This is a genomic window from Arthrobacter glycogeni (assembly GCF_054511155.1).
Genome location: NZ_JBTNDE010000013.1, coordinates 25,750 through 52,111, shown reverse-complemented (window position 1 = coordinate 52,111; position 26,362 = coordinate 25,750). Strand labels below are relative to the sequence as shown.

General features: G+C 66.5%; 18 protein-coding genes and 1 tRNA gene. 12 read left to right on the top strand and 7 right to left on the bottom strand.

Features of this window, described 5'->3' with window-relative positions; all coding sequences use genetic code 11:
• Positions 1-98 precede the first annotated feature (98 nt).
• The 3 genes from ACX80O_RS10375 to ACX80O_RS10365 all read left to right on the top strand — a co-directional run bounded on the left by ACX80O_RS10375 (position 99) and on the right by ACX80O_RS10365 (position 3,914).
• Positions 99-1,925 carry an ABC transporter ATP-binding protein gene (locus ACX80O_RS10375; protein ID WP_459333398.1) on the top strand — a complete coding sequence of 609 codons (1,827 nt, stop codon included), beginning with the start codon at positions 99-101 and terminating at the stop codon, positions 1,923-1,925.
• Positions 1,922-3,772: an ABC transporter ATP-binding protein gene (locus tag ACX80O_RS10370; RefSeq protein WP_459333397.1), complete on the top strand. Its 1,851-nt coding sequence runs from the start codon at positions 1,922-1,924 to the stop codon at positions 3,770-3,772. The genes ACX80O_RS10375 and ACX80O_RS10370 overlap by 4 nt, the downstream gene beginning before the upstream one ends.
• 65 nt (positions 3,773-3,837) lie before the next feature.
• A tRNA-Pro gene (locus tag ACX80O_RS10365) sits at positions 3,838-3,914 on the top strand.
• A gap of 459 nt (positions 3,915-4,373) precedes the next feature.
• Here the strand turns inward: ACX80O_RS10365 and ACX80O_RS10360 are convergent.
• Together ACX80O_RS10360 and purD are read right to left on the bottom strand one after the other, a co-directional pair.
• Positions 4,374-5,255 carry a phosphoribosylaminoimidazolesuccinocarboxamide synthase gene (locus tag ACX80O_RS10360; protein ID WP_459333396.1) on the bottom strand — a complete coding sequence of 294 codons (882 nt, stop codon included), beginning with the start codon at positions 5,253-5,255 and terminating at the stop codon, positions 4,374-4,376.
• A 2-nt stretch (positions 5,256-5,257) separates the two neighbouring features.
• Complete coding sequence (gene purD, locus ACX80O_RS10355) at positions 5,258-6,589, bottom strand: phosphoribosylamine--glycine ligase (RefSeq protein WP_459333395.1); 1,332 nt, start codon at positions 6,587-6,589, stop codon at positions 5,258-5,260.
• Between the two features lie 103 nt (positions 6,590-6,692).
• Here purD and ACX80O_RS10350 point away from each other — a divergent pair, with 103 nt between their 5' ends.
• The 7 genes from ACX80O_RS10350 to purM all read left to right on the top strand — a co-directional run bounded on the left by ACX80O_RS10350 (position 6,693) and on the right by purM (position 14,370).
• Positions 6,693-8,312, top strand: a complete 1,620-nt coding sequence (locus ACX80O_RS10350) for a molybdopterin-dependent oxidoreductase (protein WP_459333394.1) — start codon at positions 6,693-6,695, stop codon at positions 8,310-8,312.
• Positions 8,313-8,409: 97 nt separating this feature from the next.
• Positions 8,410-9,414 (top strand): asparaginase, encoded by a 1,005-nt coding sequence (locus ACX80O_RS10345; protein WP_459308300.1) that lies wholly within the window; start codon positions 8,410-8,412, stop codon positions 9,412-9,414.
• Between the two features lie 5 nt (positions 9,415-9,419).
• Entirely contained in the window at positions 9,420-9,797 is a 378-nt protein-coding gene (locus ACX80O_RS10340) for a sterol carrier family protein (RefSeq protein WP_459308302.1), read from the top strand.
• Positions 9,794-11,233: a DUF2079 domain-containing protein gene (locus ACX80O_RS10335; RefSeq protein ID WP_459333393.1), complete on the top strand. Its 1,440-nt coding sequence runs from the start codon at positions 9,794-9,796 to the stop codon at positions 11,231-11,233. Before ACX80O_RS10340 ends, ACX80O_RS10335 begins: the two co-directional genes overlap by 4 nt.
• Before the next feature lie 19 nt (positions 11,234-11,252).
• Positions 11,253-11,648, top strand: coding sequence for a hypothetical protein (locus tag ACX80O_RS10330; RefSeq protein WP_459333392.1), 396 nt, complete (start codon positions 11,253-11,255; stop codon positions 11,646-11,648).
• Positions 11,649-11,689: 41 nt separating this feature from the next.
• Entirely contained in the window at positions 11,690-13,249 is a 1,560-nt protein-coding gene (gene purF, locus ACX80O_RS10325; protein ID WP_459333391.1) for an amidophosphoribosyltransferase, read from the top strand.
• On the top strand, positions 13,246-14,370 hold the full coding sequence (purM, locus tag ACX80O_RS10320) for a phosphoribosylformylglycinamidine cyclo-ligase (protein ID WP_459333390.1): 1,125 nt from the start codon (positions 13,246-13,248) through the stop codon (positions 14,368-14,370). The genes purF and purM overlap by 4 nt, the downstream gene beginning before the upstream one ends.
• Positions 14,371-14,477: 107 nt before the next feature.
• Here the strand turns inward: purM and ACX80O_RS10315 are convergent, their stop codons facing one another.
• Positions 14,478-14,717, bottom strand: a complete 240-nt coding sequence (locus ACX80O_RS10315) for a DUF3073 domain-containing protein (RefSeq protein ID WP_459333389.1) — start codon at positions 14,715-14,717, stop codon at positions 14,478-14,480.
• Positions 14,718-15,524: 807 nt separating this feature from the next.
• Here ACX80O_RS10315 and ACX80O_RS10310 point away from each other — a divergent pair.
• Positions 15,525-16,106 (top strand): hypothetical protein, encoded by a 582-nt coding sequence (locus ACX80O_RS10310; protein WP_459333388.1) that lies wholly within the window; start codon positions 15,525-15,527, stop codon positions 16,104-16,106.
• Here the strand turns inward: ACX80O_RS10310 and clpB are convergent.
• The 4 genes from clpB to ACX80O_RS10290 all read right to left on the bottom strand — a co-directional run bounded on the left by clpB (position 16,103) and on the right by ACX80O_RS10290 (position 24,230).
• Entirely contained in the window at positions 16,103-18,700 is a 2,598-nt protein-coding gene (gene clpB, locus ACX80O_RS10305) for an ATP-dependent chaperone ClpB (RefSeq protein ID WP_459333387.1), read from the bottom strand. The genes ACX80O_RS10310 and clpB overlap by 4 nt on opposite strands.
• A 149-nt stretch (positions 18,701-18,849) precedes the next feature.
• Positions 18,850-19,848, bottom strand: a complete 999-nt coding sequence (locus tag ACX80O_RS10300; protein WP_459333386.1) for an aldo/keto reductase — start codon at positions 19,846-19,848, stop codon at positions 18,850-18,852.
• A gap of 57 nt (positions 19,849-19,905) precedes the next feature.
• A complete protein-coding gene (locus ACX80O_RS10295; protein WP_459333385.1) occupies positions 19,906-20,823 on the bottom strand; it encodes a GGDEF domain-containing response regulator in 918 nt (305 codons plus the stop codon).
• Entirely contained in the window at positions 20,820-24,230 is a 3,411-nt protein-coding gene (locus ACX80O_RS10290; RefSeq protein ID WP_459333384.1) for a hybrid sensor histidine kinase/response regulator, read from the bottom strand. The genes ACX80O_RS10295 and ACX80O_RS10290 overlap by 4 nt, the downstream gene beginning before the upstream one ends.
• A 154-nt stretch (positions 24,231-24,384) precedes the next feature.
• Between ACX80O_RS10290 and ACX80O_RS10285 the strand changes: the two genes are divergently transcribed.
• Positions 24,385-26,331 (top strand): penicillin-binding transpeptidase domain-containing protein, encoded by a 1,947-nt coding sequence (locus ACX80O_RS10285; RefSeq protein ID WP_459333383.1) that lies wholly within the window; start codon positions 24,385-24,387, stop codon positions 26,329-26,331.
• Positions 26,332-26,362: the final 31 nt, after the last annotated feature.

Genomic DNA, 26,362 nt, shown 5'->3' with positions numbered 1-26,362 from the left:
CACCCGGGACACGGGTACAGCCCTGACATAGGATAGTTGCTACGGGACACGAAAAGCCCGTTCCCGGTAGATCCGCCTCTCAGTGTCAAGACGGAAGCATGCAGACTCAAACCACCCTGTGGGAATCGCTCGGCCGACTGTACCCGCACCTTAAGCCCATCCTGCCGCGGCTGATGCTGGGTCTCACCTGCGCGCTGGGCGCCAGCCTGATGGCGCTGGCCATCCCCCAGGTATTCCGGGTGCTGATCAACGATGCCCTCGCCGTTGGAGGTGCGACGTCGACCGTGTGGATCGCCGCCGGGGTAGTCCTCCTGCTGGGCATTCTTGAAGCGACCTTCGTTGCGTTGCGCCGTCAGTTCGTCATCGCACCGGCGACGACTGTCGAAACCAGGATGCGGACCTCCTTCTACCGTCACCTGCAGGACCTGACGGTCGCCTTCCACGACCGCTGGGGCAGCGGCCAGCTCCTCTCCCGTGCCATGTCTGACCTGAACCTGATGCGCCGGTGGATGGCGTTCGGGTTGATCATGCTGGTGGTGACGTCGCTGACCGTAGTGATCGGCGTCGTCGTCATGTTCCTGACCTCCTGGGTGCTGGCCCTGATCTTCCTTGCCGCGGCGCTGCCGATCATGATCTATGGCTTCAGGTTCCGCACCTCCTATAGCAAGGTGTCCCGGAAGAGCCAGGACCAGGCCGGCGATCTCGCCACCACCGTCGAGGAGTCGGTGCACGGCATCAGGGTCCTCAAGGCCTTCGGTCGCAGCCGCGAGGCCCTGGAGGGCTTCAACCTGCAGGCCGAGGAGCTCCGGCAGACGGAAATCTACAAGGCCCGCTCGCTGGCCAACTTCTCCCTGATCGTCACCCTGCTGCCTGAACTGGCGTTGGGTGCTTCACTGGTGGTCGGCGTGTTGTTTGCCGCCAACGGTGACCTGTCCATTGGCGCTCTGGTGGCTTTCTTCGCCACCGCGGCAGTGGTCGCCACCCCGGTCGAGTTCATCGGTCCGCTGCTGGCCATGACCTTCACCGCCAAGACCGCCATCGACCGGCACTACGAGGTCATGGAGTCCGTCAACACCATCACCGATCCCGAGGAGCCGGTCCGCCTGACCGACCCCCGCGGCGAGGTCACCTTCACCGATGTGCATTTCCGCTACCCCGACGCCGAGGACGGCACCGCCGATGTGCTAAACGGCATCAATCTCACCCTGCGGGCGGGTGAGACGATGGCGCTGGTCGGCGTCACCGGGAGCGGCAAGAGCACCCTCCTGGAGCTGGTCCCGCGCCTCTATGAGGTGACCGGCGGCTCCATCAGGATCGACGGCACGGATCTGCGCAGTATCGCCATCGACGACCTGCGCACCCACGTCTCGGTCGCCTTCGAGGACACCACCCTGTTCTCCAGCTCGGTCCGTGAGAACGTCCTGATGGGCGCCGAGCCGCGGGATGACCACCACGCCGAGAACATTCTGGAGGAGGCGCTCGACGTCGCCCAGGCGCACTTCGCGTATTCCCTGCCCGACGGCGTCGACACCCTGATCGGTGAGGAGGGCCTGAGTCTGTCCGGCGGCCAACGCCAGCGGATCGCCCTGGCCCGGTCCATCGCCGCCAAACCACGGGTACTGGTCCTCGACGACCCGCTCTCGGCGCTCGACGTGCGCACCGAGGAGCTCGTCGAGAAAGGCCTGCGGCAGGTCCTCGATCACACCACCACGCTGATCGTCGCCCACCGGCCCTCGACCGTCGCACTCGCCGACCGGGTGGCGCTGCTCGAGGACGGCCGAATCACCGACGTCGGCACCCACACCGAGCTACTGGCCCGCAACACCCACTACCGGTACGTGATCGCGAGCCTCAACGACGAGCCAACCGATCTTGACACCGAACTTGAGGACCTGAAGAACGACGACGAGGGGGCACTCGCGTGAGCACATCACCACAGCCAAACAACGGGAAGGCACCCGCCGGGGGGACGTCGTCGGGCGTCGCCAACGAGGACGACGTCCTCCTCTCCAAGGCCCAGAACAAGTCGGTGCGGTCCCGCTCTTTCCGGCTCCTGGGGTCTCTCATCCAGCCCAACCGGCGGCAGTTCAGCTGGACTATCTCCCTGGTGGTTGGCTCCCAGGCCGCCCGCGTGGCTGGCCCTGCCGTCATCGCGTTCGGCATCGACAACGCCCTTCCGTCACTGCTCGACGGCGACCCGACCTACCTTTGGCTCGCCGGCCTCACCTACCTGATCGCCGCCGTGCTGACGGCCACCCTGACCGCGGGCTACGTCCGGGCGACGGCACTGCTCAGTCAGGCGATGCTCCTGGATCTGCGGCTCCGCGTCTTCCGGCACACCCAGCGGCTGAGCCTCGAGTTCCACGAAAAGTACACGTCGGGGCGCATCATTTCCCGGCAGACCTCCGACCTGGAGGCGCTGCGCGAACTCCTGGACTCCGGGGTCAGTTCCCTCGCGTCCGGCGTCATGTACATGCTGTTCACCGCTATCACCATCTTCATCCTCGACTGGCGGACCGGTCTGCTGATCCTCGTCGCCGCGGTGCCGATGTTCCTGCTGGCCCGCTGGTACCAGAAGCACTCACAGATCGCGTTCCGCTCCTCACGGGTGGTGTCGGCGCGGTTGATCGTCCACTTCATCGAGACCATGACCGGGATCCGCGCGGTCAAGGCCTTCCGCCGCGAGGAAGTCAACGCCGCCAAATACGACGAGCTGGCCGAGGACTACCGCCAGGTCACCGTCCGGTCGATCAACCTCAACGGCATCTTCCAGCCGGGCCTGGTGCTGATCGGCAACGTGACCGTTGCCGTGGTGCTGCTGGTGGGCGGGTTCCGGGTGCTGGATGGCTCGCTGGCCGTCGGCGCCCTGCTCGCCCTTCTGCTGTACAGCAAGCGGTTCTTCCAACCGGTGGACCAGATGGCCATGTTCTACAACTCGTTCCAGTCGGCGTCGGCGTCGCTGGAGAAGGTGTCCGGTCTCCTCGAGGAGGTGCCAACCGTCCGCCCTCCCCGGAACCCGGTGCCGCTGAAGGATCCCCGCGGGGAGATCAGGTTCGACGGCGTGGAGTTCCGTTACGGCGACGGCCCGGTCATCCTGCCCACCATGGACCTGCACATCCCAGCCGGCCAGACCATTGCGCTGGTGGGTCAGACCGGCGCCGGCAAGTCGACCTTGGCGAAGATCATCGCCCGGTTCTACGACGTCTCGGCCGGCGGCATCACGCTCGACGGTATCGATATCCGGGAGGTCGAGCCCCGCGACCTGCGGCGCGCCGTCGTGATGGTGACACAGGAGGCGTTCCTGTTCAGCGGCAGCGTGGCGAACAACATTGCGCTCGGGAAGCCGGAAGCCACCCGGGAGGAGATCGAGGCGGCGGCCCGCTCGGTGGGTGCTGACGCGTTCATCAGGTCCCTGCCCGACGGTTACGACACCGACGTGAACAAGCGTGGCGGCCGGGTCTCCTCGGGGCAGCGCCAGCTGATCAGCTTTGCCCGCGCATTTCTGGCCAACCCCGCGGTGCTGATCCTGGACGAGGCCACCTCGTCGCTGGACATCCCCAGCGAACGGCTGGTGCAGGAGGGGCTGCAGAAGCTGCTCGGCAACCGCACCGCCCTGATCATCGCCCACCGCCTATCCACGGTGTCGATCGCCGACCGGGTGCTCGTGGTTCACGACGGCGAGGTGGTGGAGGACGGTACCCCGGCGGAGTTGATCGGCGGCGACGGCCGGTTCGCGACCCTGCACGCGGCCTGGCAGGAGACGCTGGTTTAGCTTTACATCCCCGGGTGCTCAGGTAGTCTGTTGCTGGAGCGGCCAATTTTGACGGTCGCCAGCTTCGGGGTGTGGCGCAGCTTGGTAGCGCGCGTCGTTCGGGACGACGAGGTCGCAGGTTCAATTCCTGTCACCCCGACCATTGTGAAAACGCCTCATGGCTCAGAAAGGCCAACCACGGGGATTTTTCATGACCACGGCTTCCCACCCCCGCGCACGATCACTGGGAAGGCGAGTCAATCCCACTGATGAAGGCCCATCAGCGGGAGCCGCGTTGTCCGCCCGACACAAATGCCCACTCAAGCCCGCAGGTAGCTGAGCTTAAGCGGCTATGCCCACCCACGAGGCCCGCCTGGTGAGCAGGAGTGCACAATACGGGTTCCCCGGCACCGCTTCCCATCCATCAGAGGCGGTCAGCGGGAAGGTCTAGACAATCCCAGCGGTCAAGGTCCAGCAGTGGGATCGCGTGAAGCCGATCCCGCTCACCTGCCCACGATGGGCAGTCAGAGACTGGGCATAGACCCACATGCCCACTGGCACGGCGCCCTCAGTGAGCAGGAGTGCACGAAATCAGGTGATGGGTCAGCGAAACGGGGTGGAACTAGGCGAAAGTGAGGCCGGTCAGCCGCTCGTAGGCCTCGATGTACCGGCCGCGGGTCTTCGAGATGATCTCGGCGGGGAGTTCCGGCGGCGCGGAGGCCTTGTCCCAGCCGGAGGCATCCGAGGTGAGCCAATCCCTGACGAACTGCTTGTCGAAGGACGGCTGCGCCTGGCCCGGCGCATACAAAGCTGCATCCCAGAACCGTGAGGAGTCGGGGGTCAGCACCTCGTCCCCGAGGGTGATCTGCCCGTCGGCGGACAGCCCGAACTCCACCTTCGTGTCAGCGAGGATGATCCCCCGGGACCGGGCAATTTCCTCGGCCCGGCCATAGATTGCCAGGGTCAGACGCCGCAACTCCTCCGCCACGCGTGCGCCAACGGTGGCGACGACGTCGTCGTAGGCAATGTTCTCGTCGTGCTCGCCCACCGCTGCCTTGGCCGACGGCGTGAACAGGGCCGACTCCAGCCGGGATCCATCCTCCAGCCCGGCCGGCAACGGAAGCGAACACACGGTGCCCGCCGACCGGTATTCCAGCAGCCCGGACCCGGTCAGGTAGCCGCGAGCGATGCATTCCACCGGGAACATCTCCAGTTTGCTGCAGATCATCCCCCGGCCAGCCACCTCGTGAGGCACCTCGGTGGACAGCACATGGTTGGGCACCTCGATGAGCTGCTCAAACCACCACAGACTCAGCTGGGTCAGGACGCGGCCCTTGTCCGGAATCTCCGACGACAGCACGAAGTCGTAGGCGCTGATCCGGTCGCTTGCGACCACCAGCACCCGGTCCTCCGGCCCGGTCAGCGGCGAGTACAGGTCCCGCACCTTTCCCGAATAGCTGTGCTTCCAGCCGGGAACGTCAATGTACGACGGCGTAAAGGTCACGCTCAGGCCCCCGCAGGGCTCGCTGCCGAAGCAGCGGTCGCGGGCGTCAACGGTGAGGCAACAATCGGTGCCGCAACGGTGCCCCGCGCCGCCTTGAGCGCAATGTCGGTGCGGTACTGCCCACCCTTGAGTTCGAGCTGCGCCATCCCGCTGTACGCCTTCTCGCGGGCGGCGGCGAGGTCATCCCCGAGCCCGACGACGGCGAGTACCCGCCCACCGGCCGACACCACCTTGCCGTGCTTCAGCGCGGTTCCGGCGTGCAACACGTGCACGCCGTCGACCGCTTGGGCCTTCTTCAGGCCACGCACGCGGTCGCCGGTACGGGGCACGTCCGGGTAGTTTGCCGAGGCGAGGACCACCGCCACCGCTGACTGCGGTGACCAGTTGAGGCTTTCGATCCGGTCCAGCCCGCCCTTGGCGGCGGCCAACAGCACCCCGCCGAGGGGTGTTCGCAGCCGGGCCAGCACTGCCTGCGTCTCGGGATCCCCGAACCGGGCGTTGAACTCGATCACCCGCAGGCCACGGGCGGTCAACGCCAGCCCAACGTAAAGAACCCCGACGAACGGGGTGCCGCGGTGGGCCATCTCGTCGATGGTCGGCTGCGCGACCCGGTCAATCACCTCGTCAACCAGCCCGGTGGGGGCCCAATCGAGGGGTGAATAAGCACCCATACCGCCGGTGTTTGGTCCCTGGTCGCCGTCGTGAATGCGCTTGAAGTCCTGAGCAGGTGCGAGGGGCAGCACGTTGCGGCCATCGGAGAGGACGAAGAGTGACACCTCGGGCCCGTCGAGGAACTCTTCAATCACCACCGTGCCGCCGGCGTCGAAGCAGGCTTGCGCATGCTCGAGGGCCTCGGCGCGGTCGGAGGTGACCACCACGCCTTTACCGGCGGCCAATCCGTCATCCTTGACGACGAAGGGGGCACCGAAAATGTCCAGCGCCTCTGCCGCCTGCTCAGGGGTGGAAGCCACCCGGGCCATCCCGGTCGGGACGTTGGCTGCGGCCATGATCTGCTTGGCGAAAGCCTTCGACGCTTCCAGCTGGGCGGCCTCCTGCGATGGACCAAAAACGGGGATCCCCGCTTCCTGTAGCGCGTCGGCCACGCCCGCGGCGAGCGGCGCTTCAGGACCAATCACCACCAGGTCCGAGGCCAGCGACTGGGCCAGCGTGGTGACGGCGGCCGGATCGGCGGCGTCAACGGCATGGGTTGGCACGATGCCCGAGATACCGGCGTTGCCGGGGGCTGCGTGCACCTCGTGCACGAACGGATCGGCCAGCAACGCTCGGACAAGGGCGTGTTCGCGGCCGCCGGGGCCTATCACTAGAACCTTCACAGTAGATCAGCGTACTGGCTCGGCCGAGTCCTCGCGACGGTGTGACGGGCGAATCACCCCTATGACAACCCATACTCTCGACACGTCACTCCGAATTAAAGGCATGAAAGCTTTACGACGCCCCGGGCGCAAGGAATCCTTATTGGCAGCACTGGCCGGAATAGTCTCCGCTGGCCTGGTGCTGGGCGTTGCCGAGCTGCTCGGCGCCTTCCTCACCGCCCGCGCCGCGCCGCTGATCGCACTCGGCTCCACCTTCATTGATTTCACCCCACCGTGGCTGAAGGACTTCGCCATCGCCACCTTCGGCACCAAAGACAAGGTGGCGCTCTTCGTCGGGATGGGCGTCACGATTGTTGTCCTTGCTGCCATCCTCGGCGTGGTCGCCTACCGCAAATGGGTGTTCGGGGTGGCGGGCGTACTGCTGATGGGTGCAGTCATCGTCGCTGCCGTGATCTCCCGAGCCGGGGCTACCTTGCTGGACGCCGTGCCGACAGTGATCGGAACCGCCGTGGGGCTGCTTGCCCTGCGCTATCTGGTCCGTGCGCTGCATGCAGCCCACGACGACGGCGCCCACCGTTCAGACGCCAGCAGCACCACCAACGGCATCAGCGCCAGCAGCACCACCGCCCGCACGGCTGGCGCGGCAACAACCAACGGCACCAGCCGACGCACCTTCTTCGCCGCCGCAGGCATCACCGCCATCGTCGCCGGAGCCGCGGCTGCCGGCGGCCGGGCCATCGCCGGAGCCCGCAACACGGTCAACATGGCGCGTGAGGCCCTCACCTTCCCCACCCCGGCCAGCGCCGCACCGGCTATCCCCGCCGGGGTGGAATCCGGCGTCGACGGCGTGGTCCCCTGGCTGACCCCCAACCCCGACTTCTACCGGATCGACACTGCCCTGAGCGTGCCGCAGATCGATCTGGAGACTTGGGAGCTGCGGGTGCACGGCATGGTGGAGGAAGAGATCACCATGACCTTTCAGGACCTGCTCGATGCGGACCTGATCGAACGCCACGTCACCCTGACCTGCGTCTCCAACCCCGTCGGCGGAAACCTGGCCGGCAACGCGAAGTGGCTCGGCTACCCGATCCGCGAGCTGCTGGCGCGGGCCAGGCCGACCGGCGACGCGGACATGGTGCTTTCCACCAGCACCGACGGTTTCAGCGCCTCCACTCCCCTGCCGATCCTGCAGGATGACCGCGATGCGATGCTTGCGATCGCCATGAACGGCGAACCCCTTCCCTTGGAACATGGCTATCCCGTCCGCATGGTGGTTCCCGGCCTGTACGGCTATGTGTCGGCCACCAAATGGGTTGTCGATCTTGAGGTCACCCGGTTCGCCGACAAGACCGCTTACTGGACCGACCGCGGGTGGTCCGAAAAGGGTCCGATCAAGACCATGGCCCGCGTCGAGGTGCCCCGCTCCTTTGCCCAGCTCCCGGCCGGTACCTCCACCATCGGCGGGTCAGCGTGGGCGCAGCACCGCGGCATCACCAAGGTTGAAGTCCAGATTGACGACGGCGACTGGGAGGAAGCGACGCTCGCCACCGAAGCGTCGGTGGACACCTGGCGCCAGTGGTCCCACGAGATCAACCTCGAATCGGGCTCACACACGGTCCGCGCCCGTGCCTACGACCCCGACGGCGTGCAGACCGAGGAACGCGCCGACACCGTACCCAACGGCGCCTCGGGCTGGCAGTCGGTGCAGTTCACCGTCGCCTAGGCCCACCTAGCCTCCAATCTTGTGCCCACCGGATGTCCGTTCACTCCGGTGGGCACAAGCTCCACCCCGCACCCCTCCGATGGGCGATACTAGTTTCATGCCTCAGACCTTCTCCTCTTCCGACGCCGTAGACCTGGCTGTCCTGGAACGTAACGGCTTCATCGAATCACGGCACCTGGGCTCAGCGGTGATCCTGGCCGCCGATGGCACAGTGGTTACCGAGCTCGGCGACATCAACGCCCCCGTCTTCCCGCGCTCCACCCTCAAACCTTTCCAGGCCCTCGCGACCATGCAGTCGGGGGTCCCGCTGCGCGGGCCGCAGGTGGCGCTGGCAACCGCCAGCCATGTGGGCTCCCATGAGCACATGGACGTGGTTCGCACCATGCTCAGCGCCGCCGGGGTCTCCGAGGAGCACCTCCAGTGCCCGGCCGACTGGCCCCAGGACGAGGAAGCCCGCAACTGGCTGATCCGCACCGAGAAGGGCAAGCAGCGCATCGCGTTCAACTGCTCCGGCAAACACGCCGCCTTCCTGTGGGCCTGCACCGAGAACAACTGGGATCACTCCACCTATCTTGACCCCTCCCATCCGTTGCAGCAACGCATTGCAGCCGTTATCGAGGAGTACACCGAAGAGCAGGTGTCCCACTGGGGGGTCGACGGCTGCGGGGCTCCCCTCGCCGCGGTGTCGCTCAAGGGCCTGGCCCGCGGTATCGGCAAGTTCTCCCGCGCCCCGTCCGACAAGCACGCCGACGCCCGCGCGGCGACGATTGCCACCGCCATGCTCGACTATCCCTGGGCCGTCCACGGACGCGGCCGGGAAAATTCGGTGGTGATGGAAGATCTGGGCATCATCTCCAAGAACGGCGCCGAAGGGGTGCTGGTCATGGGTACCGACACCGGCGTCTCCCTGGCCCTCAAGATCCTGGACGGCAACATCCGCGCCACCACCCTGGTGGGCCTGACCCTCCTGGCTGCGGCAGGCGCCGTCGACGTCGACAAGGTGGGTGCCGTCCTCGAAAAAGTGGTGCCGCCGGTGCTCGGCGGCAACGAACCGGTTGGCAAGCTCCGGCTCGCCGGACCGGTCACGGCCCTCCTGGACTAGCCGCGATGGCACGACGACGGATCCCCGCCTCAGCCGGCGAGTCAGCCCTCGACGCGGTGCGGTCCGGATCTGCCGCCCGGCCCGAGACGGCCACTGCCGTGCGCTACGCCCTGGAGGAACTCGCTGAACGCGCTCCGGGCAACAGCGTAGAGGTGCGGGTGCCGCCATTCGGGGTGGCCCAATGCATCGCCGGGCCCCGCCACACCCGTGGCACGCCGCCGAACGTGGTGGAGACCGACGCCGCTACCTGGCTGGCCCTCGTGACCGGAACCCTGGCCTGGGCCGATGCCGTGAACGCCGGAAGGGTCGCTGCCTCAGGCCAGCGGGCCGACCTGAGTGACTTGTTGCCGCTGTTCGCCGCTCAGGATCGTTCGCCGTCATGACCGCCGAGCACACACGCCCGCGAACCTCTTTCATCACTGAGGGCTTGCGGTCGACGACGTCGGCCATCCGCAGGCAGCCGTCGGCTGCGCTGATCACCGCCCTCCTCGTCACCGTCCTGTACACCGTGTACTCGGTGGCGCAGTGGAACCGGCTGGACACCCCCTCCTGGGACCTTGGCATCTTCACCCAGCTGGCCAAGGCGTACGCCGGGTTCGACGCGCCGATTGTCCCCATCAAAGGCGACGGCTTCAACCTGCTCGGCGACCACTTTCATCCGCTCCTGGTGCTCCTCGGCCCCGCCTATGCCTTCTTCCCTTCCGGCCTGACCCTGCTGGTGGTCCAGAATCTCCTGATCGGGGTCTCGGTCCTGGTCATCGCCCGGCTGGGGATCCGCCGTTTCGGGACGGTCATTGGCACCTGCCTCGGCGCGGCGTACGGGCTGTCGTGGGGTCTGCAGACGGCAGTGGCCGCGCAATTCCACGAGATTGCCTTCGCGGTTCTGCTGCTGGCGCTCGCTCTTGAGGCAATGATTAGCGGCCGGCTGCGCACCGCCGTCGTCTGGGCCGGGCTGCTGGTGTTCGTGAAGGAGGACCTGGGCCTGACTGTCGCGGCGATCGGACTGGTCATCGCCTGGCGGTACAAGAACCGGATCGGATGGTGGCTCGCCGCCTGGGGAATCGGCTGGCTGCTGCTTTCCGTGGCGGTGATCCTGCCCCTGCTCAACAGCGGTGGACAGTACGACTACTCCGACCGGATCGACGTCCGCGGGATGCTCGCAGACCCTCTCGGTGCCCTGGTCACCATCTTCTCCGCGGGCGCCAAATACGAGACGGTGTGGCTGCTGTTGCTGGCTGGCGGCTTCCTGTTCCTCAGGTCGCCGCTGGCCCTGGTCATGGTGCCCACCGTGGCGTGGCGTTTCGTGTCGGGAAACGACGTCTATTGGGGGCCCGAATGGCATTACAGCGCCGTTCTGATGCCCGTGCTGTTCGCCGCGCTGATCGACGCCATTGACACGTCCCGCCGGTCACGACGGCGGTGGTTGCGCGTGGCCGGCGCCGCCGTCGTCCCGGCCGTCGCCGTCGTCGCCCTCCTCCTGCTACCGACCCAACCCCTGGGCGACCTGGCGGACCCGGACACCTTCCGCCAGTCCGGGCGGTGGGAGACAGCAGACCGGTTGATAACCCTGTTCCCGGCGGGCGCGAGCGTGGAGAGCGGTGTGGTGCTGATGCCGTATCTGGTTCCCGACACCGAGGTGTTCTGGTTGGGCAACGACAATCCGCCGCCGGATTACCTGATCGTCGACAACCAGGACTGGAGCTGGGGCCCCACCCAGCCCGAGGACGCAGTGGCACATGCCGAAGAGACCTATCCCGGATCGTCCTATGAACTGATCTTTCGGGAGGACGGCTATCAGGTGGTCAGGCGGGTCGGCTAATCGCCGGTAGCCTTAAAGCATGAGTTCAGAGCAGCAGCCACCCCGTGACGAGGGCGCTGAGGCAGCATCGCCCGACGCCGAAGCCCCGGTCGGCGAGACGCCCGGCCCCACCGACGGCCAGGAGCGAGGCCCAGCCCGCCGTGAAGTGACGGTGCGCCGCGCACCGCGGTTCGCGCCGTTCATGGGGCTCGGCGTGTTGGTCGGTGTCATTGTCGCGGCGATCGTCGCGTATGCCGGCCCCGGCGATGCCACCCTGACCCGGGAATCCATCTTCGGATTCTTCATCATGGTGTTCGCAATCCCCGGCCTGCTTTTGGGCGCTCTTCTGGTCCTGGTCCTGGACCGGATCAGCGTCCGCCGCACCCAACGCGCCGTCGCCGAGCGCACATACGACGACGAGCTTCACCCCGACTGACCGATGGAAGCGCCAACGCCAACGCGTGAGAGAATGATGCAATGGTTCGCGGTGACGGAAATCTTTCCCATGACCTTCTTCCAGGTGAGAAGGGCCCTCAGGATGCCTGCGGTGTTTTCGGTGTCTGGGCTCCTGGCGAGGAGGTGGCCAAGCTCGCGTACTACGGTCTGTATGCGCTCCAGCACCGTGGCCAGGAATCTGCCGGCATCGCCACCAGCAACGGTGAGCGGATCAACGTTTATAAGGACATGGGCCTGGTCTCCCAGGTCTTCGACGAAACCACCCTCAACACCCTCGAAGGCCACATCGCTGTCGGCCACTGCCGGTACTCGACCACAGGGTCCTCGAATTGGGCCAACGCGCAACCTACCCTCGGCGCCACCGCCGTCGGCACTGTAGCTCTCGCCCACAACGGCAACCTCACCAACTCGGCGGACCTCTACCAGATGATCCTCGACCGCCAGGGGAAGCCGCGCAGCGGCGAAATGGCCCAGGGCAACACTTCGGATACCGCACTGGTGACTACCCTCCTCGCGGGCGACGACGGCCGGTCCCTCGAAGAAACCGCCCTTGAACTGCTCCCCAAAATCAACGGCGCCTTCTGCTTCGTGTTCATGGATGAAGGCACCCTCTACGCGGCGCGGGACCCCCACGGTGTCCGCCCCCTGGTCCTCGGCCGCCTCGAACGTGGCTGGGTGGTCGCCTCCGAGCAGGCAGCCCTGGCCACCGTGGGTGCCAGTTTCATCAGGGAGATCGAGCCCGGCGAGTTCATCGCGATCGACGAGGACGGCGTCCGCACCCGGAACTTCGCCCAGCCCACTAGGGCTGGCTGCGTCTTCGAGTACGTCTATTTGGCCCGGCCGGACGCAGCCATTGCCGGCCGCTCGGTCTACGAAGCCCGGGTGGAAATGGGCCGCCAGCTGGCACGCGAGAACTCGGCCGAGGCCGACGTCGTCATCCCCGTCCCGGAGTCCGGCACCCCCGCCGCCGTGGGTTTTGCCGAGCAGTCGGGCATTCCATTTGCTCACGGATTTGTGAAGAACTCCTACGTGGGCCGCACCTTCATCCAGCCCAGCCAGACCCTCCGGCAGCTCGGCATCCGCCTGAAACTCAACGCGCTGGAATCGGTCATCCGGGGGAAGCGGATCATCGTCGTCGACGATTCGATTGTGCGCGGCAACACCCAGCGGGCGGTAGTGCGGATGCTCCGCGAGGCGGGCGCCGCCTCAGTGCACGTAAAGATCTCTTCCCCGCCGGTGCGCTGGCCCTGCTTCTACGGGATCGACTTCGCCTCCCGCGCCGAGCTCATCGCCAACGGCGCCGCAGTGGAGCAGATCAGCAACTCCATCGGCGCTGACAGCCTCGCCTATATCTCCGAAGATGGCATGATCGCCGCCACCGAGCAGCCGCGCGAACGGTTGTGCACCGCCTGCTTCACCGGCGACTATCCCATCGCGCTGCCCGCTGAGGAGCGCCGCGGCAAAAACCTGTTGGAACGGCTCGATCCGGCCGACGACCCGGGATCCAACGGGTGCGATCCAGGACCCGACAGCGAGTTCGAAGCAGTGCTGACCGCCGAAGACAAGAAAGAACGGGTATGACCACCAACTCCCCCATCACCTATGCCAGCGCTGGAGTGGACGTGGAAGCCGGCGACCGCGCCGTCGAACTGATGAAGGACGCCGTCCGGGCCACCCACGGCCCGCAGGTCATCGGTGGAGTCGGCGGGTTCGCTGGCCTCTATGACGTCTCCCGCCTGCTGACCTACCGCAAGCCCCTGCTGGCGACGTCGACCGACGGTGTCGGCACCAAGGTAGCCATCGCTCAGGCCATGGACATCCACGACACCATCGGGTTTGACCTGGTGGGCATGGTGGTCGACGACATCGTGGTGGTCGGCGCCGAGCCCCTGTTCATGACCGACTACATTGCCTGCGGCAAGGTGGTGCCCGAGCGTATCGCCGACATTGTCCGGGGCATCGCCGCGGCCTGTTCGGTCGCCGGGACCGCCCTGGTGGGTGGCGAGACAGCCGAGCACCCCGGCCTGCTGGGGGAACACGAGTACGACGTCGCCGGCGCCGCCACCGGCGTGGTGGAGGCCGATGCGCTGCTCGGCCCGGACCGGGTGAGGGAAGGCGACGTGATCCTTGGGATGGCGTCTTCGGGCCTGCACTCCAACGGCTACTCGCTGGTGCGCCGCATCATCAACCGGGCCGGCTGGGCGCTGGACCGCCAGGTCAGTGAGCTGGGGCGCACGCTCGGCGAGGAGCTCCTTGAGCCCACCCGTGTCTACGCTGCGGACTGCCTCGACCTGGCTCGTTTCCTGCCGGTCGGCAACGACTCAAGCGTTCACGGCTTCAGCCATGTTACCGGCGGGGGGCTCGCAGCCAACCTGGCCCGGGTGCTGCCGCACGGGCTGGAAGCAACAGTCGACCGGTCCACCTGGGAGCTGCCTGCCATCTTCAAGCTCGTGGCCGAGCTCGGCGCGGTGCCGCTGCCGGACCTGGAACGCACCCTGAACCTGGGCGTCGGGATGGTAGCGATCGTCTCGGCCCCGGCCGCGGATGCCGCTATCGCGCGGTTGACCGAACGGGGCGTCCCCGCCTGGGTGATGGGTCAGGTGGCAGCAGCCTCCGATGAATCCACTGAGGGGCCCGACTACGTGCAGGGTGCCAAGGGCGTCAACGGTGGATCGGTGCGCCTGGTCGGCCAGTACGCCTAGGCTTTCGGCCCTTATGGGGGCGCAGAAAAGTGGGGTACCTGCAGGATAGTCGTTACGTAACAACTATCCTGCAGGTACCCCACTTTTGTGGTGCTGCGTGATATGAGCTAACCAGTGCGGCGCGATCCGTCGTCGTCCTGGTCATCATCGTCCACATCATCATATTTGTCCGCATACGCCGAATAGTCCGGTTCGACCGGCTCTATCGGACCTGCCGAACGTTTGGAGGCTCGCTCTCCTGGGCCTGTGAGCTCTCGCTGCAGTGCCGTGTAGTCAGTTGCGGGACTGAAATACTTGATGTCCCGGGCCTGCTTGGTAGCTTTTGCCTTTTGACGGCCGCGCCCCATGGCGTGACCCCCTTTTGCGTCGATCCGGAGGTGGTCACTGGGGCCCTATCGGCCCAAGGCTGCAGCGAGGCCCCGGAGTATTTGGTCAGTTTGTCGTACCTATAGATTACATGCTTTCCCGGCTCCCGCGTGCGCTGCCCGGGCCACCCGCAAAACGTGCAGCTTCGGCAGTGCTGCAGGTTTGGGCGGGCCCTACGTGGCGCGGGCGAATCTTGGCTAAAGTCGTACCGGACGCGCCTGCACTTTCGGGCAGACGCACGCGAACGTAGAAGGCAGGGCGGAACACCATGCGCGATCAGGAGCACACCCCGCGGGGCTCCGCATCCGATCCCGGGAAGGGTAACGCTGAAGCCCGGCACCCCGAGCCGGTCGAGGCCGACGAGCCACAACTCGTGAGCCCGGGTGCCGTGCAGCCCGGTGATGCCGAAGCCGCAGCGGATCCAAACCCGCCCCTCGCCGGGGATCCCAGCGTCGAGTCCGACCGGGCGCAGCCCAGCTTCCCCGCTGACAGCGACTCCCCCCAGTGGACGGCAGCGGCGACTGACGGACAGCGGTGGGACGGGCTTTTTCACGACGCCGACCCCGCATCAGACGTCGACGCCTTCAGCCCCGTCCCCGCCGGGGCGAGCGCCGCGAGCCCCACCGATTCCCCGGCAGAAGTCCCCACCACCGATCCGGCTGGCCTGCCAGGCGGCCTGACGCCGCCGCCGGCTGCCGCCCCCGCCGTTCCACCAAGCCCGGCTGCCCCGCAGGACAGCTACCTGAAGCCGCCCACAGGGCAGCCGGGCGAACCGGCCGGCGGGCCCTATGGGCTCCCCCCCGGCGGGAACCCAACCCACCCGACGCCGCGACGGACGAAAGGCGGCGGGCAAAGGCCAACGAACCAGGGGCCTTCTGATCGGCGGGGCGCTCCTCGGATTGCTGGCCCTGGGACTGCTGGTCTGGGCTCTGGTAGCCCTCATCAGCGGCCTGACATCCTCGCCGGACACGGAACCGATCAGCAACGGCGCACCGGGCGCCGACGGCATTATTGCCGAGGATGTCCTGCCCATTGATCTCGACGCGGGCCAGTGCCTGCGGGACTTCGTCGACATCAACACCGGATCAACAGTGGTGACCTGCTCAACCCCGCACAACGCGCAGTTGCTCGCCACCGAGTTCTACGCTGACGGTGATCAGTTTCCCGGCGAGGACGCGCTGGCCCTCCGCGCACAGCAGGTGTGCGACGGCGTCGACCTCGATGAGACTGCCGTCTCCCGCTACGAGAACCTCGAACTCCTTCGCGTCACACCGCAGCAAAACGCCTGGTCCGACGGCGACCGCCGGTTGGACTGCCTGGTGACCAGCAGCGAGGGCAACATCATCAGCGACACCCTCATCACCGACTAGCGGCTCTCGAGCACTTCCGCGGTCACGCTGAGACCGTCTGCTTCACCGGTGCGGTCCACCAGCACCGTGTCGCCGTCGTTGATGGTTCCTGCCAGGATGCCCCGGGCCAACCGGTCGCCGATTTCGCGCTGCACTAGCCGCCGGAGGGGTCGGGCACCGTAGGCGGGGTCGAACCCGGTCAGGGCAAGCCATTCGCGTGCAGCATCGGTCACCGTCAGGTTCAGGCGACGCTCGTGCAGCCGGGATGCCAGGGACTGTACCTGCAGATCCACGATGCGGGAGAGCTCGTCAAGGCTGAGCGCATCGAACAAGACAACATCGTCAAGCCGGTTCAGGAACTCCGGCTTGAAGCTCGAGTTCACCACGGCCATCACCGCATCACGTTTCGCTGCGTCGGACAGCGACGGGTCAACCAGGAACTGGGATCCCAGGTTGGAGGTCAGCACCAGGATCACGTTACGAAAGTCGACGGTACGACCTTGCCCATCGGTGAGGCGGCCGTCGTCGAGCACCTGCAACAGGATGTTGAAGACCTCGGGGTGGGCTTTTTCCACCTCGTCGAGCAACAGCACGCTATAGGGGCGGCGGCGCACCGCCTCGGCGAGCTGCCCACCCTCCTCGTAGCCGACGTACCCGGGCGGGGCTCCCACCAGCCGGGAAACCGAGTGCTTCTCGGAATATTCGGACATGTCGATCCGCACCATCGCGTGCTCGTCGTCGAACAGGAAGCCGGCGAGGGCCTTCGCCAGTTCCGTCTTCCCCACCCCGGTGGGCCCGAGGAATAGAAACGAGCCGGTGGGGCGGTCAGGGTCGGCGATGCCGGCGCGGGCGCGGCGGACCGCGTCCGAGACCGTGGCCACCGCAGTGGACTGCCCGATCAGGCGGGATCCGATCACCTGTTCCATGTGCAGGAGCTTCTGGCTTTCGCCCTGCAGCATGCGTCCGGCCGGGATGCCGGTCCACGCTGAGATCACCTCGGCAATATCTGTGGCCGTAACGTCCTCGGCGACCATCGGCAAAGGCGTGCCCTCGGGTTCCGCGGCCTGCGCCGCGTCGAGTTCGCGTTGCAGGGTGGGGATTTCCCCGTAGAGCAGCCGCGAGGCGTGCTCCAGGTCACCGTCCCGCTGGGCCCGCTCGGCCTGCGAGCGCAGGTCCTCGAGTGCTGCCTTGAGATCACCGACCCGGTTCAGCCCCGCCTTCTCGGCGTCCCACCGGGCGTTGAGTGCTGCAAGCTTTTCCTTTTGGTCCGCCAGATCGGCGCGGAGGGCGTGCAGCCGGTCCTGGGAAGCGTCGTCGCTCTCCCCCGCCAGCGCCAGCTCCTCCATGGTGAGCCGATCAACCGAGCGGCGCAGTTGATCGATTTCCTCGGGCGCCGAGTCGATCTCCATGCGCAGCCTGGAGGCGGCTTCGTCCACGAGGTCGATCGCCTTGTCCGGGAGCCGCCGGCCGGAGATGTACCGGTTGGAGAGGGTGGCCGCCGCCACGAGGGCGGAATCAGCGATGGTGACCTTATGGTGAGCCTCGTAGCGTTCCTTCAGGCCGCGGAGGATGCCAATGGTGTCTTCCACACTGGGCTCGCCGACGTAGACCTGCTGGAACCGCCGTTCCAGGGCCGCATCCTTCTCGACGTTCTTGCGGTACTCGTCAAGGGTGGTGGCGCCGATCAGCCGCAGTTCGCCGCGGGCCAGCATGGGTTTGAGCATGTTGCCGGCGTCCATGGAGCCTTCGGAGGCGCCAGCTCCAACCACTGTGTGCAGCTCGTCGATGAAGGTGACCACCTGCCCGTTTGCAGCCTTGATTTCCTCAAGGACCGCCTTGAGCCGTTCCTCAAACTCGCCCCGGTATTTTGCGCCGGCGATCATCGAGCCGAGGTCCAGGCTGATCAGGGTTTTGTCGCGCAGCGACTCGGGCACGTCGCCGGCCACGATCCGCTGGGCGAGTCCTTCGACCACTGCGGTCTTTCCGACGCCCGGCTCGCCGATCAACACGGGGTTATTCTTGGTGCGGCGCGACAAGACCTGGATGACGCGGCGGATTTCGCTGTCCCGTCCGATCACCGGATCGAGCTTCCCCGACCGGGCGATCTCAGTCAGGTCGACGCCGAACTTCGCCAACGCCTGGAACGTGGTCTCCGGGTCGGGGCTGGTCACCCGCCGGTCGCCGCGGATCCCCGGTAGGGCTGCCGCGAGCGCATCCCGTGAGGCCCCGGCGGTGCGCAGGAGGGTGCCCGTCGCGCCGGCGCCCGCAGCCAGGCCCAGGAGCAGGTGTTCAGTCGAAATGAAACTGTCTCCCAGCGTCTCGGCCTCCTGCTGGGCGGCCTTGATGGCCTGCAGGGTATCGCGGGAGAACTGCGCCTGCGCGGTGGAGGTGCCCGACGACGACGGCAGGGCCTTGATCGCCGCGCTCGCCCGAGTGCTGACCGCATCGGGGTCTGCACCCGATGACTTGAGGAGGGCCACCGCCACGCCGTCACGCTGATCCATTAAGGCTTTCACCAGGTGCGCCGGGTCAACCTGGGGGTTGCCTGCGGTCGAGGCGTTCATCGCGGCAGCGGACAACGCTTCCTGGCTCTTGGTGGTGAACTTGGCGTCCATGACTCAACCTTTCGAACAGCAATGACCCGTCAAGTTGAGTCTACCTCGCTCAACTTGTCCGAAGCAGGGAACGATGCCTGGTTCGCTGACAGCATACAGTTCCGCTCCGGCCCCCAGTAGAGCACCACTTTTTGCCGATCGGTAGAGGACTAAGCCTCTCTTCCCTGCGAGACCCAGTTCAGATCGGCGCTCCGCTCCCCCACGACAAGTGCGGCGGCGCCGTCGAGCATGTCGAGCTGCGCGTCGGAGAGGACAACAGTCGTGGCAGCCGCGTTCTCGTCGATGCGGCTCTGCCTGCGCGTGCCCGGGATGGGAACCACGGGGAGCCCGAACCGTAGTCCCTGCGCCGCCAGCCAGGCGAGCGCCACCTGCGCTGCGGTGACGCCGGCGTCGGCCGCAACAGCCTGAACCGCTTCGACGACTGCCGCGTTCGCGGTGAGAGCGTCAGCCCCAAAGCGTGGCACCCGGTGGCGGAAGTCGCCGTCGCCCAGCGTTGACGCCTGGACGGTGCCGGTGAGGAAGCCGCGCCCCAGCGGGGAGTAGGGGACAAACCCAATGCCCAGCCGGGCGGCCATCGGCACCACCAATGACTCAACGTCGCGGCTCCAGATGGACCACTCACTCTGGACTGCGGCAATCGGGTGCACCGCGTGTGCCGCCTGGAGTTCAGCGGCGGTAACCTCGGACAGGCCAAGCTGTCGCACTTTCCCGGCGGTCACCAGTTCGGCCATGGCCCCTACCGTCTCCTCGATAGGGACACGGACGTCACGCCGGTGCAGATAATACAGGTCAATGACTTCCGTTCCGAGCCGGCCAAGGCTCGCTTCGGCCGCTTCACGCACATAGCCAGCGTCGCCGCGGATCCCCGAATACCCCTCCCCGGGGCTGCCCTGGATCCCAAATTTGGTGGCGAGCTGCACCTCATCGCGCCGGTGCCTGAGCAATTGGGACATCAGCTGCTCGTTGCTGCCCGCGCCGTAGACGTCGGCCGTATCCATGAACGTCACGCCGATGTCCACCGCATGGTTGAGGGTGGCTAACGCCTCGACCTGGTTCATGCCCCCGTACACATCGGTCAATGCCATGCCCCCAAACCCCTGGGAGCTGACAGTGAAACCGCTGGCAAGGTCAATTCTGGGAATCGTCATAGAAGGCATCGTAAGCCTTCCCCTGGTGGTGGGCGCAAGGCTGACGCAGGCTCTGGCCTACCGGGCCCGGCTGGAACAGGCCACCTGGTTCCGGCCTGCCGCCTTCGCTGCATAGAGGGCGTCGTCAGCTTCCTTGAGTAGTTGGCCGCTGCCCACCGCATGGTCGGGCGTGAACGATGAGACTCCCGCGCTGATCGTCAGCACCTTCTCCGGGTTGCCGGGATGCTCAATGCCCAGGGACTGGATACCGGCACGGATCCGATCCACCGCTACCCGCGCGTCGTTCTCGCTCTGGTCCGGCAGGATCAGGAGGAACTCCTCGCCGCCGTAACGGTAGATGCCGTCGGTGTGCCTGGACAGCAGGGTCAGCGTCTGCGCAACCGCCCTGAGCGCGCCGTCTCCGGCAGGGTGCCCCAGCAGGTCGTTAAAGCTCTTGAAGTAGTCCACGTCGCAGAGCGCCAGGGAATACCGCGTGCCATAGCGCAGGCTCCGATTGTGGAGCAGCTCAAGGTCCTCGGTCAGCTTCAACCGATTATCCAGGTCGGTCAGCGGATCGGTCCGTGCCTGCCTCGCCAGTTCCTGGCGGTACCGCCCGAGTTGGGCGTGCAGCGATGTCACCCGGCGGGCCACCATCAGCCGGGTGCGCAGGGTGAACGGGTCCAGCGGTTTGGTGACATAGTCATCGGCGCCAGCATCCATACCGGCCAGGACGTCGTCCTGGGAGCCAAACGACGTCAACAGCACCAGATAGGTGTAGGTATCCGTCTCGCCACTGCGGATAGCCTTGCAGAGTTGCAACCCGTCCAGTCCGGGCATCATCCAATCGGTGACCACCACCTCCGGCTGATACTCCTGGAACAGGTCCCAGGCGGCGTCGCCGTTGGTCGCGGACAGGCATTCGTAGCCTGACTGTTCCACCACTGCCTTGGCGACCATCAGCGAGCCGGGATCGTCGTCGACCACCAGGACTTTCATGGGGCCCCTTTCACGGATTCGGTGAGTGCAGCTGAAACGAGTTCGAGCTCTATTTCCAGCTCGGCCAGCGTCTCCGGGTGGATGACCGAGTCGTTGAGCGATGCGTCTTCCAGTTCGCCGCAGATCGCCGCGACACCGTCCGCACCGATATTCGAGGCGGCTCCCCGGAGCTTATGGGCGGCGTCCCGCAGACCGGTCCCACGTTCCATGGCGCCCCTGAGTTCGGCGAGGTCAGCCGGAACGCCGCCCAGGAACGCGGCTGCCGCGGCGGGCAGCACTCCCCACCCGTCGTCGGCACCCAACCCGCGGAGCATCGCCAGCCGGGCCGGGTCAACCACCTGGCGGGCCTCGCGGGCGGGCGCGTCGTCGTCGACCACCGACCTTGACACCACCGACCTTGTCACCCCGGACGCGGGCACCCCGGGGGTGTGCACCCAGCGCAGCAGAGTGGTTTGCAGGAGGGCCAGGTCCACCGGTTTGGATAGGTAGTCGTCCATGCCCGCGGCGCGGCACCGTTCCCGGTCTTCGCTGAGCGCCCCGGCCGTCATCGCGATGATGGGCAGGTGCGCGGCGTCGCGGCTGCGGATGGCCCGGGTGGCCTCGAAGCCATCCATGACCGGCATATGGCAGTCCATGAGGACCGCCGCGTACGTTTCGTGGGAGGTGGCTTTGACAGCTTCGGTGCCGTCGCCGACCAGATCCACCCGGTACCCGAGCTTCAGGAGCATCGATTCGGCGACCAACTGGTTCACCGCGTTGTCCTCGACCACGAGGATTCTCGGGCTGGGCCCGTGCTCCGAGTCCGGTTCCTGGAGCTGGACGGTTCGTGAATGGATCGCTTCGGGCGTCGGATCGACGTCAGTATCACTCATCAAGTGCATCAAACGGTCGTAGAGTGCCGAACTCCGCACCGGTTTGGTCAGCCATTCAGATACCCCCGCGGAGGCAAGCCGGTCACGGTCGATGCGCCCGATCGAGGTCAGCAGAATCAGCCGGGTCGACGACAGCTCGGGATTGCTGGAAATAGCCTCGGCCAATTCAATCCCGTTCACCACCGGCATGCACATGTCCAGCACCGCGATGTCGAAGGGTTCGCCGGCGTGAGCCGCGGCGGTGAGGCGTCCCAGAGCAGCGGGGCCATCCTCGACGGCTTCGGTCTGCATCCGCCAGGATCCGAGCTGTGACTGCAGCACCAGGCGGTTGGTCGCGTTGTCGTCGACTACCAGAACCCGCAGTGCGTTGAGCAGGCCCGGTTCCGGCGGACTGGCTGTCTGGCCCCCGTCGAGCGGCAGGTCAAACCAGAAGGTACTCCCGGTCCCCGGGGTGCTGGCAACCGCAATGGTCCCACCCATCGCCTCGGTGAGCCGACGGGAAATGGCCAGGCCCAACCCGGTGCCGCCATACCTGCGGGTGGTCGACGCGTCCGCCTGGGCAAATGACTCAAATAGTCGTTCGTGGTCAGTCGCGGCGATCCCGATGCCCGTGTCCTGCACCTCGAACCGAATCATTGACTGACCCTCGGTGAGCGCGCCGGCGTCTTCGACACGGTATACCCGAACGGCGATTTCACCGGCGGCAGTGAATTTCACGGCGTTCGAAAGAAGGTTGAGCAGTACTTGCCGGATGCGCCCGGCGTCGCCGATCAGCTGAGCCGGAACCTCGGGCGTACAGTAGGCAATCACTTCCACGTCCTTCCGGCGCGCTCCCTCCGCCAGGAGGGCTGCTACCTCATCGATGAGAGTCCGCGGGTCAAAGGACTCCATTTCCAGGTTGATCCGGCCAGCCTCCAGCTTCGAGAAGTCGAGAATGTCGTTGATCAGCAGCAGCAAGGACTCGCCCGCTCCTTTGACGCCTTGCGCGTACTGGCGCTGGGTGGAATCCAACGGGGTATCGAGCAGTAGCCCAGTCAGTCCAATCACACCGTTCATTGGGGTGCGGATTTCGTGGCTCATCGTCGCGAGAAACTCCGACTTCAGCCGGGTCGCTTCGAGGGCTGCCTCCCGGGCACGGCGCAACTCGGCCTCCGCCGCGCGTCGTTCGCTGATGTCCTGGGCGATGGTGGCGAGCCCGCGCACCGATCCGTCAGACCAGATAGGCGAGATGGTCATGGCGACCTGCACCACTGATCCGTCGCTGCGTGTCCGCGCGGTATCGAAGCTGTGGCTTTCTCCGCTGTCGTGCACCTGGGTGTGCGCGGCGTCGTTGGCTTCCCGCGCCGCCTCAGGCACCAAAAACCCCTTGTCCTTGCCCAGGGTCTCCGCCGCTGGATAGCCGAAGATCCGCTCCGCTCCGGGGTTCCAGCTGACGATCTTCCCGTCGGGGGTGGAACCGATGATCGCGTCCGACGACGAGGTGACGATCGCACCCAGCCCCTCGAGTTCCGCTGTGCGCGCCGCCACCTGGTCCGCCAGCCCCCTGGTGAGGGTGACATTCTCAATCACGATCAGGACCTGGCGGACCACCAATAGCGCCAGGGTGATAATCCCGATCCACAGCTGGACCGGATAGGTGCCGTCCACCACGATGACTGCCGCGACAATGATCGCCACCAGTACCGGCGCGTAGGGCAACAATTCCAGCCCGACGGCGTAGCGGTGCCGGTCGACGCCGGCGCTCGGGTTGCGCGGGACGAGTGGTGCAAGGGCGATGAGCGCGAAGGCCAGCATCCAGCCGATCACCAGCGGCGATCCGGTGGCGCCGTCGACACCCTCGAACACCAACCGGACATAAACGCTGTCGGTGATGGCCAAAACAAGGAGGCCGCCGCCCATGCAGAACCAGCGCAGCCGGTCCCCGACCGGCCGTCGGATGCCCAGCACGAGGACCAGGGAAATGATCGTCACGTCGACCACCGGGTACGCCGTTCCCGTGAGCCTGCCGAGGACACTCTCGTCGGAGGCCCGGTACGACGGCCCCAGGACCGTCGACCAGCTGATGAAGAGCATACTGCCGGCAATGACCCCGCCGTCGAGCAGCGTGTGCAGGCGGGAAACGAGGGTCGCGGGCGGGCGGGGGAAGAGAAAGAGTGCCGCAGTCGCGGGGAGGGCGTAGCCGATGAAGCCGATATCGGCGACCGAGGGGAAGGGATAGAGATGGTCCCGGGTCATCCCAAAATAGGTCCAGGCCACCTGGCCACCGAACCAAACCAGCGCAGCCACCGACATCAGCCACCACGCCCTGGCGGATTCCTTGTCCCGCCGGGAGCTCAGGGCGCAGCTGGCCGCTGCGGCCAGGCTGAAGGCGAGGAGGCCAACATTCCCGATGTCCTGGGCCAGGGGTTCCCCCCTGTTCGCCGTGAGGTAGCTGCCAATCGCTACGGCTGCGGCAAGGAATATCCCCACCAACCACCAGTGTCCGCTACTCATGCGCATGGTCGGAGCCTGCTGCCCAACGACGGGTGTGCTCACGCGGAATCCTCTCAGAGCGGGCTCGGTAGCGACCCGCCGAGCGCTGACCCTTGGGGTGGCCTCTCACCGCGCCGTCGTGTCTGTTCGCTTTCGTGTCTCTATGACTTCTTGCTAGCGTAACGGCTCACCGTGGAGGGTAGGCAATAATGGCTCAATGGGGAACCTTCAACGACCAACAACAGTGGCCACTATTGCGGCTCTCGCTCTCACACTCACCGCCTGCACCGACACCGGGCCGACCGCCGACGACGCCGCCGCGGCGTTCGCTGAGGGCCTCAGCTCGCTCGACGTTACCGGATCCGCGTTCTCGACCGGATCCGTGTCCGCTGTCAATGAGGAACTTGCCGCGATCACCGCTGCGCTCGCGCCGCGGTCACCCGCCGTATCAGTCGCCGCCGTCGAGTCAGCCTCCGAGGACCAGGCCACCGTCCTGCTGAACCATGTATGGGATGTGGACGCAAGCGACGACGACTGGACCTACAGCACCACCGTTGAGCTCACCCGGACCGATGACGTCTGGCAGGTCGCCTGGGATCCAGGCATCGCGGTCGCCGGCCTGGCTGCGGGGGACGTCCTGGCCGTGTCGGCAGTCCCGGCCACCCGCGGCGACATCCTCGGCGCGGGCGGCGAGGTGCTGGTGACGGATCGTCCGGTACTCCGCGTTGGCATCGACAAAACCCGGCTCGACGACGACCAGCTGGCGAGCTCCGCCACCGACCTTGCCGATCTGGTGGGCGTCGACCCGGCAGGCTTCGCCGCCCGGGTGGCGGAAGCCGGACCGGAAGCGTTCGTCGAGGGAATAGTGCTCCGTGACGATGGGTCGCGGACCGTCACCGATGAGGCGCTCGACGCCGTCCCCGGCGCCCTGGCCATTCCCGACGAGATTGCCCTGGCCCCCACCCGGACGTTCGCCCGGGAACTGCTCGGAGCTGTGGGGCAGGCCAGCGCGGAAATGGTCGACCAATCCGGCGGGGAACTCGAATCCGGTGACATTACCGGATTGTCCGGGCTGCAGCTCCAGCATAACGAGCAGCTGGAAGGCACCCCCGGGCTGGTTATCTCCGCAGCACCGCCGGAATCTGCCGACGGCGTCGAACTGGAGCCCGCGCCGGAGCCCGAGCCAACGGTCCTCTTCGAAAAGGATCCGGCGGCGGGCGAACCGCTGACAGTAACCCTTGACCCGACACTGCAGTCCCTCGCCGAGGAGGTTCTCCAGGACGAGCCGTCTGCGGCGGCGCTGGTGGCGCTGCGCCCCTCCTCCGGAAAGATCCTCGCCGTGGCCAACGGCCCCGGCAGCGGCGGACTACAGACTGCCCTGCTGGGCCAGTATGCGCCAGGTTCAACGTTCAAGATCGCCACCTCCCTGGCCCTGCTGCGCGAGGGGTTCACCCCTGACTCCCCCACCCAGTGCACCGAGGAATTGGTGGTCGATGGCAGGACCTTCAACAACGCCAGCACCTTCCCTGCAGCGTTCTTCGGGGAGATCCCGCTGCTGCAGACCTTCGCCCAGTCCTGCAACACCGGGTTTATCGCGACCCGCGACGCTGTCTCCCAGGAAGAACTTGCCGCGGCGGCCGCTGACCTTGGCGTGGGCGTCGAATCGCCGATCGGCATCCCTGCCTTCTTCGGATCGGTGCCGGACGTCGCCGACGGCACAGCACATGCAGCGTCGATGATCGGCCAGGGCGAGGTTCTGGTCTCCCCACTCGCGCTGGCCGTCATGACCGCCAGCGTCGGGGCCGGCGAACGGGTTACTCCTACCCTGCTCGCCTCCGAGCCGACGGCGGAGGCGAGTGCATCGCCGTCGCCCGCTGGCACCCCGAGCACCCTCACCAGCGACGAAGCTGGGACGCTGCGCACGCTGATGGCCGCGGTCGTCGCTGAGGGCGGAGCTACAGTCCTCGCCGATGTACCGGGTGAACCGGTACTCGCCAAAACGGGTACCGCCGAGTTCGGCGATGAGGTGCCGCCGCGCACCCACGCCTGGATTGTTGCGTTGCAGGGGGATCTGGCAGTAGCGGTTTTTGTGGAGGAAGGCGATTTGGGCTCGACCTCCGGCGGACCGCTGATGGATGCCTTCCTGCGCGGCGCCGCCCGGTAGCTGGTCAGGGTTTTCCCATGGTCAATCGGTG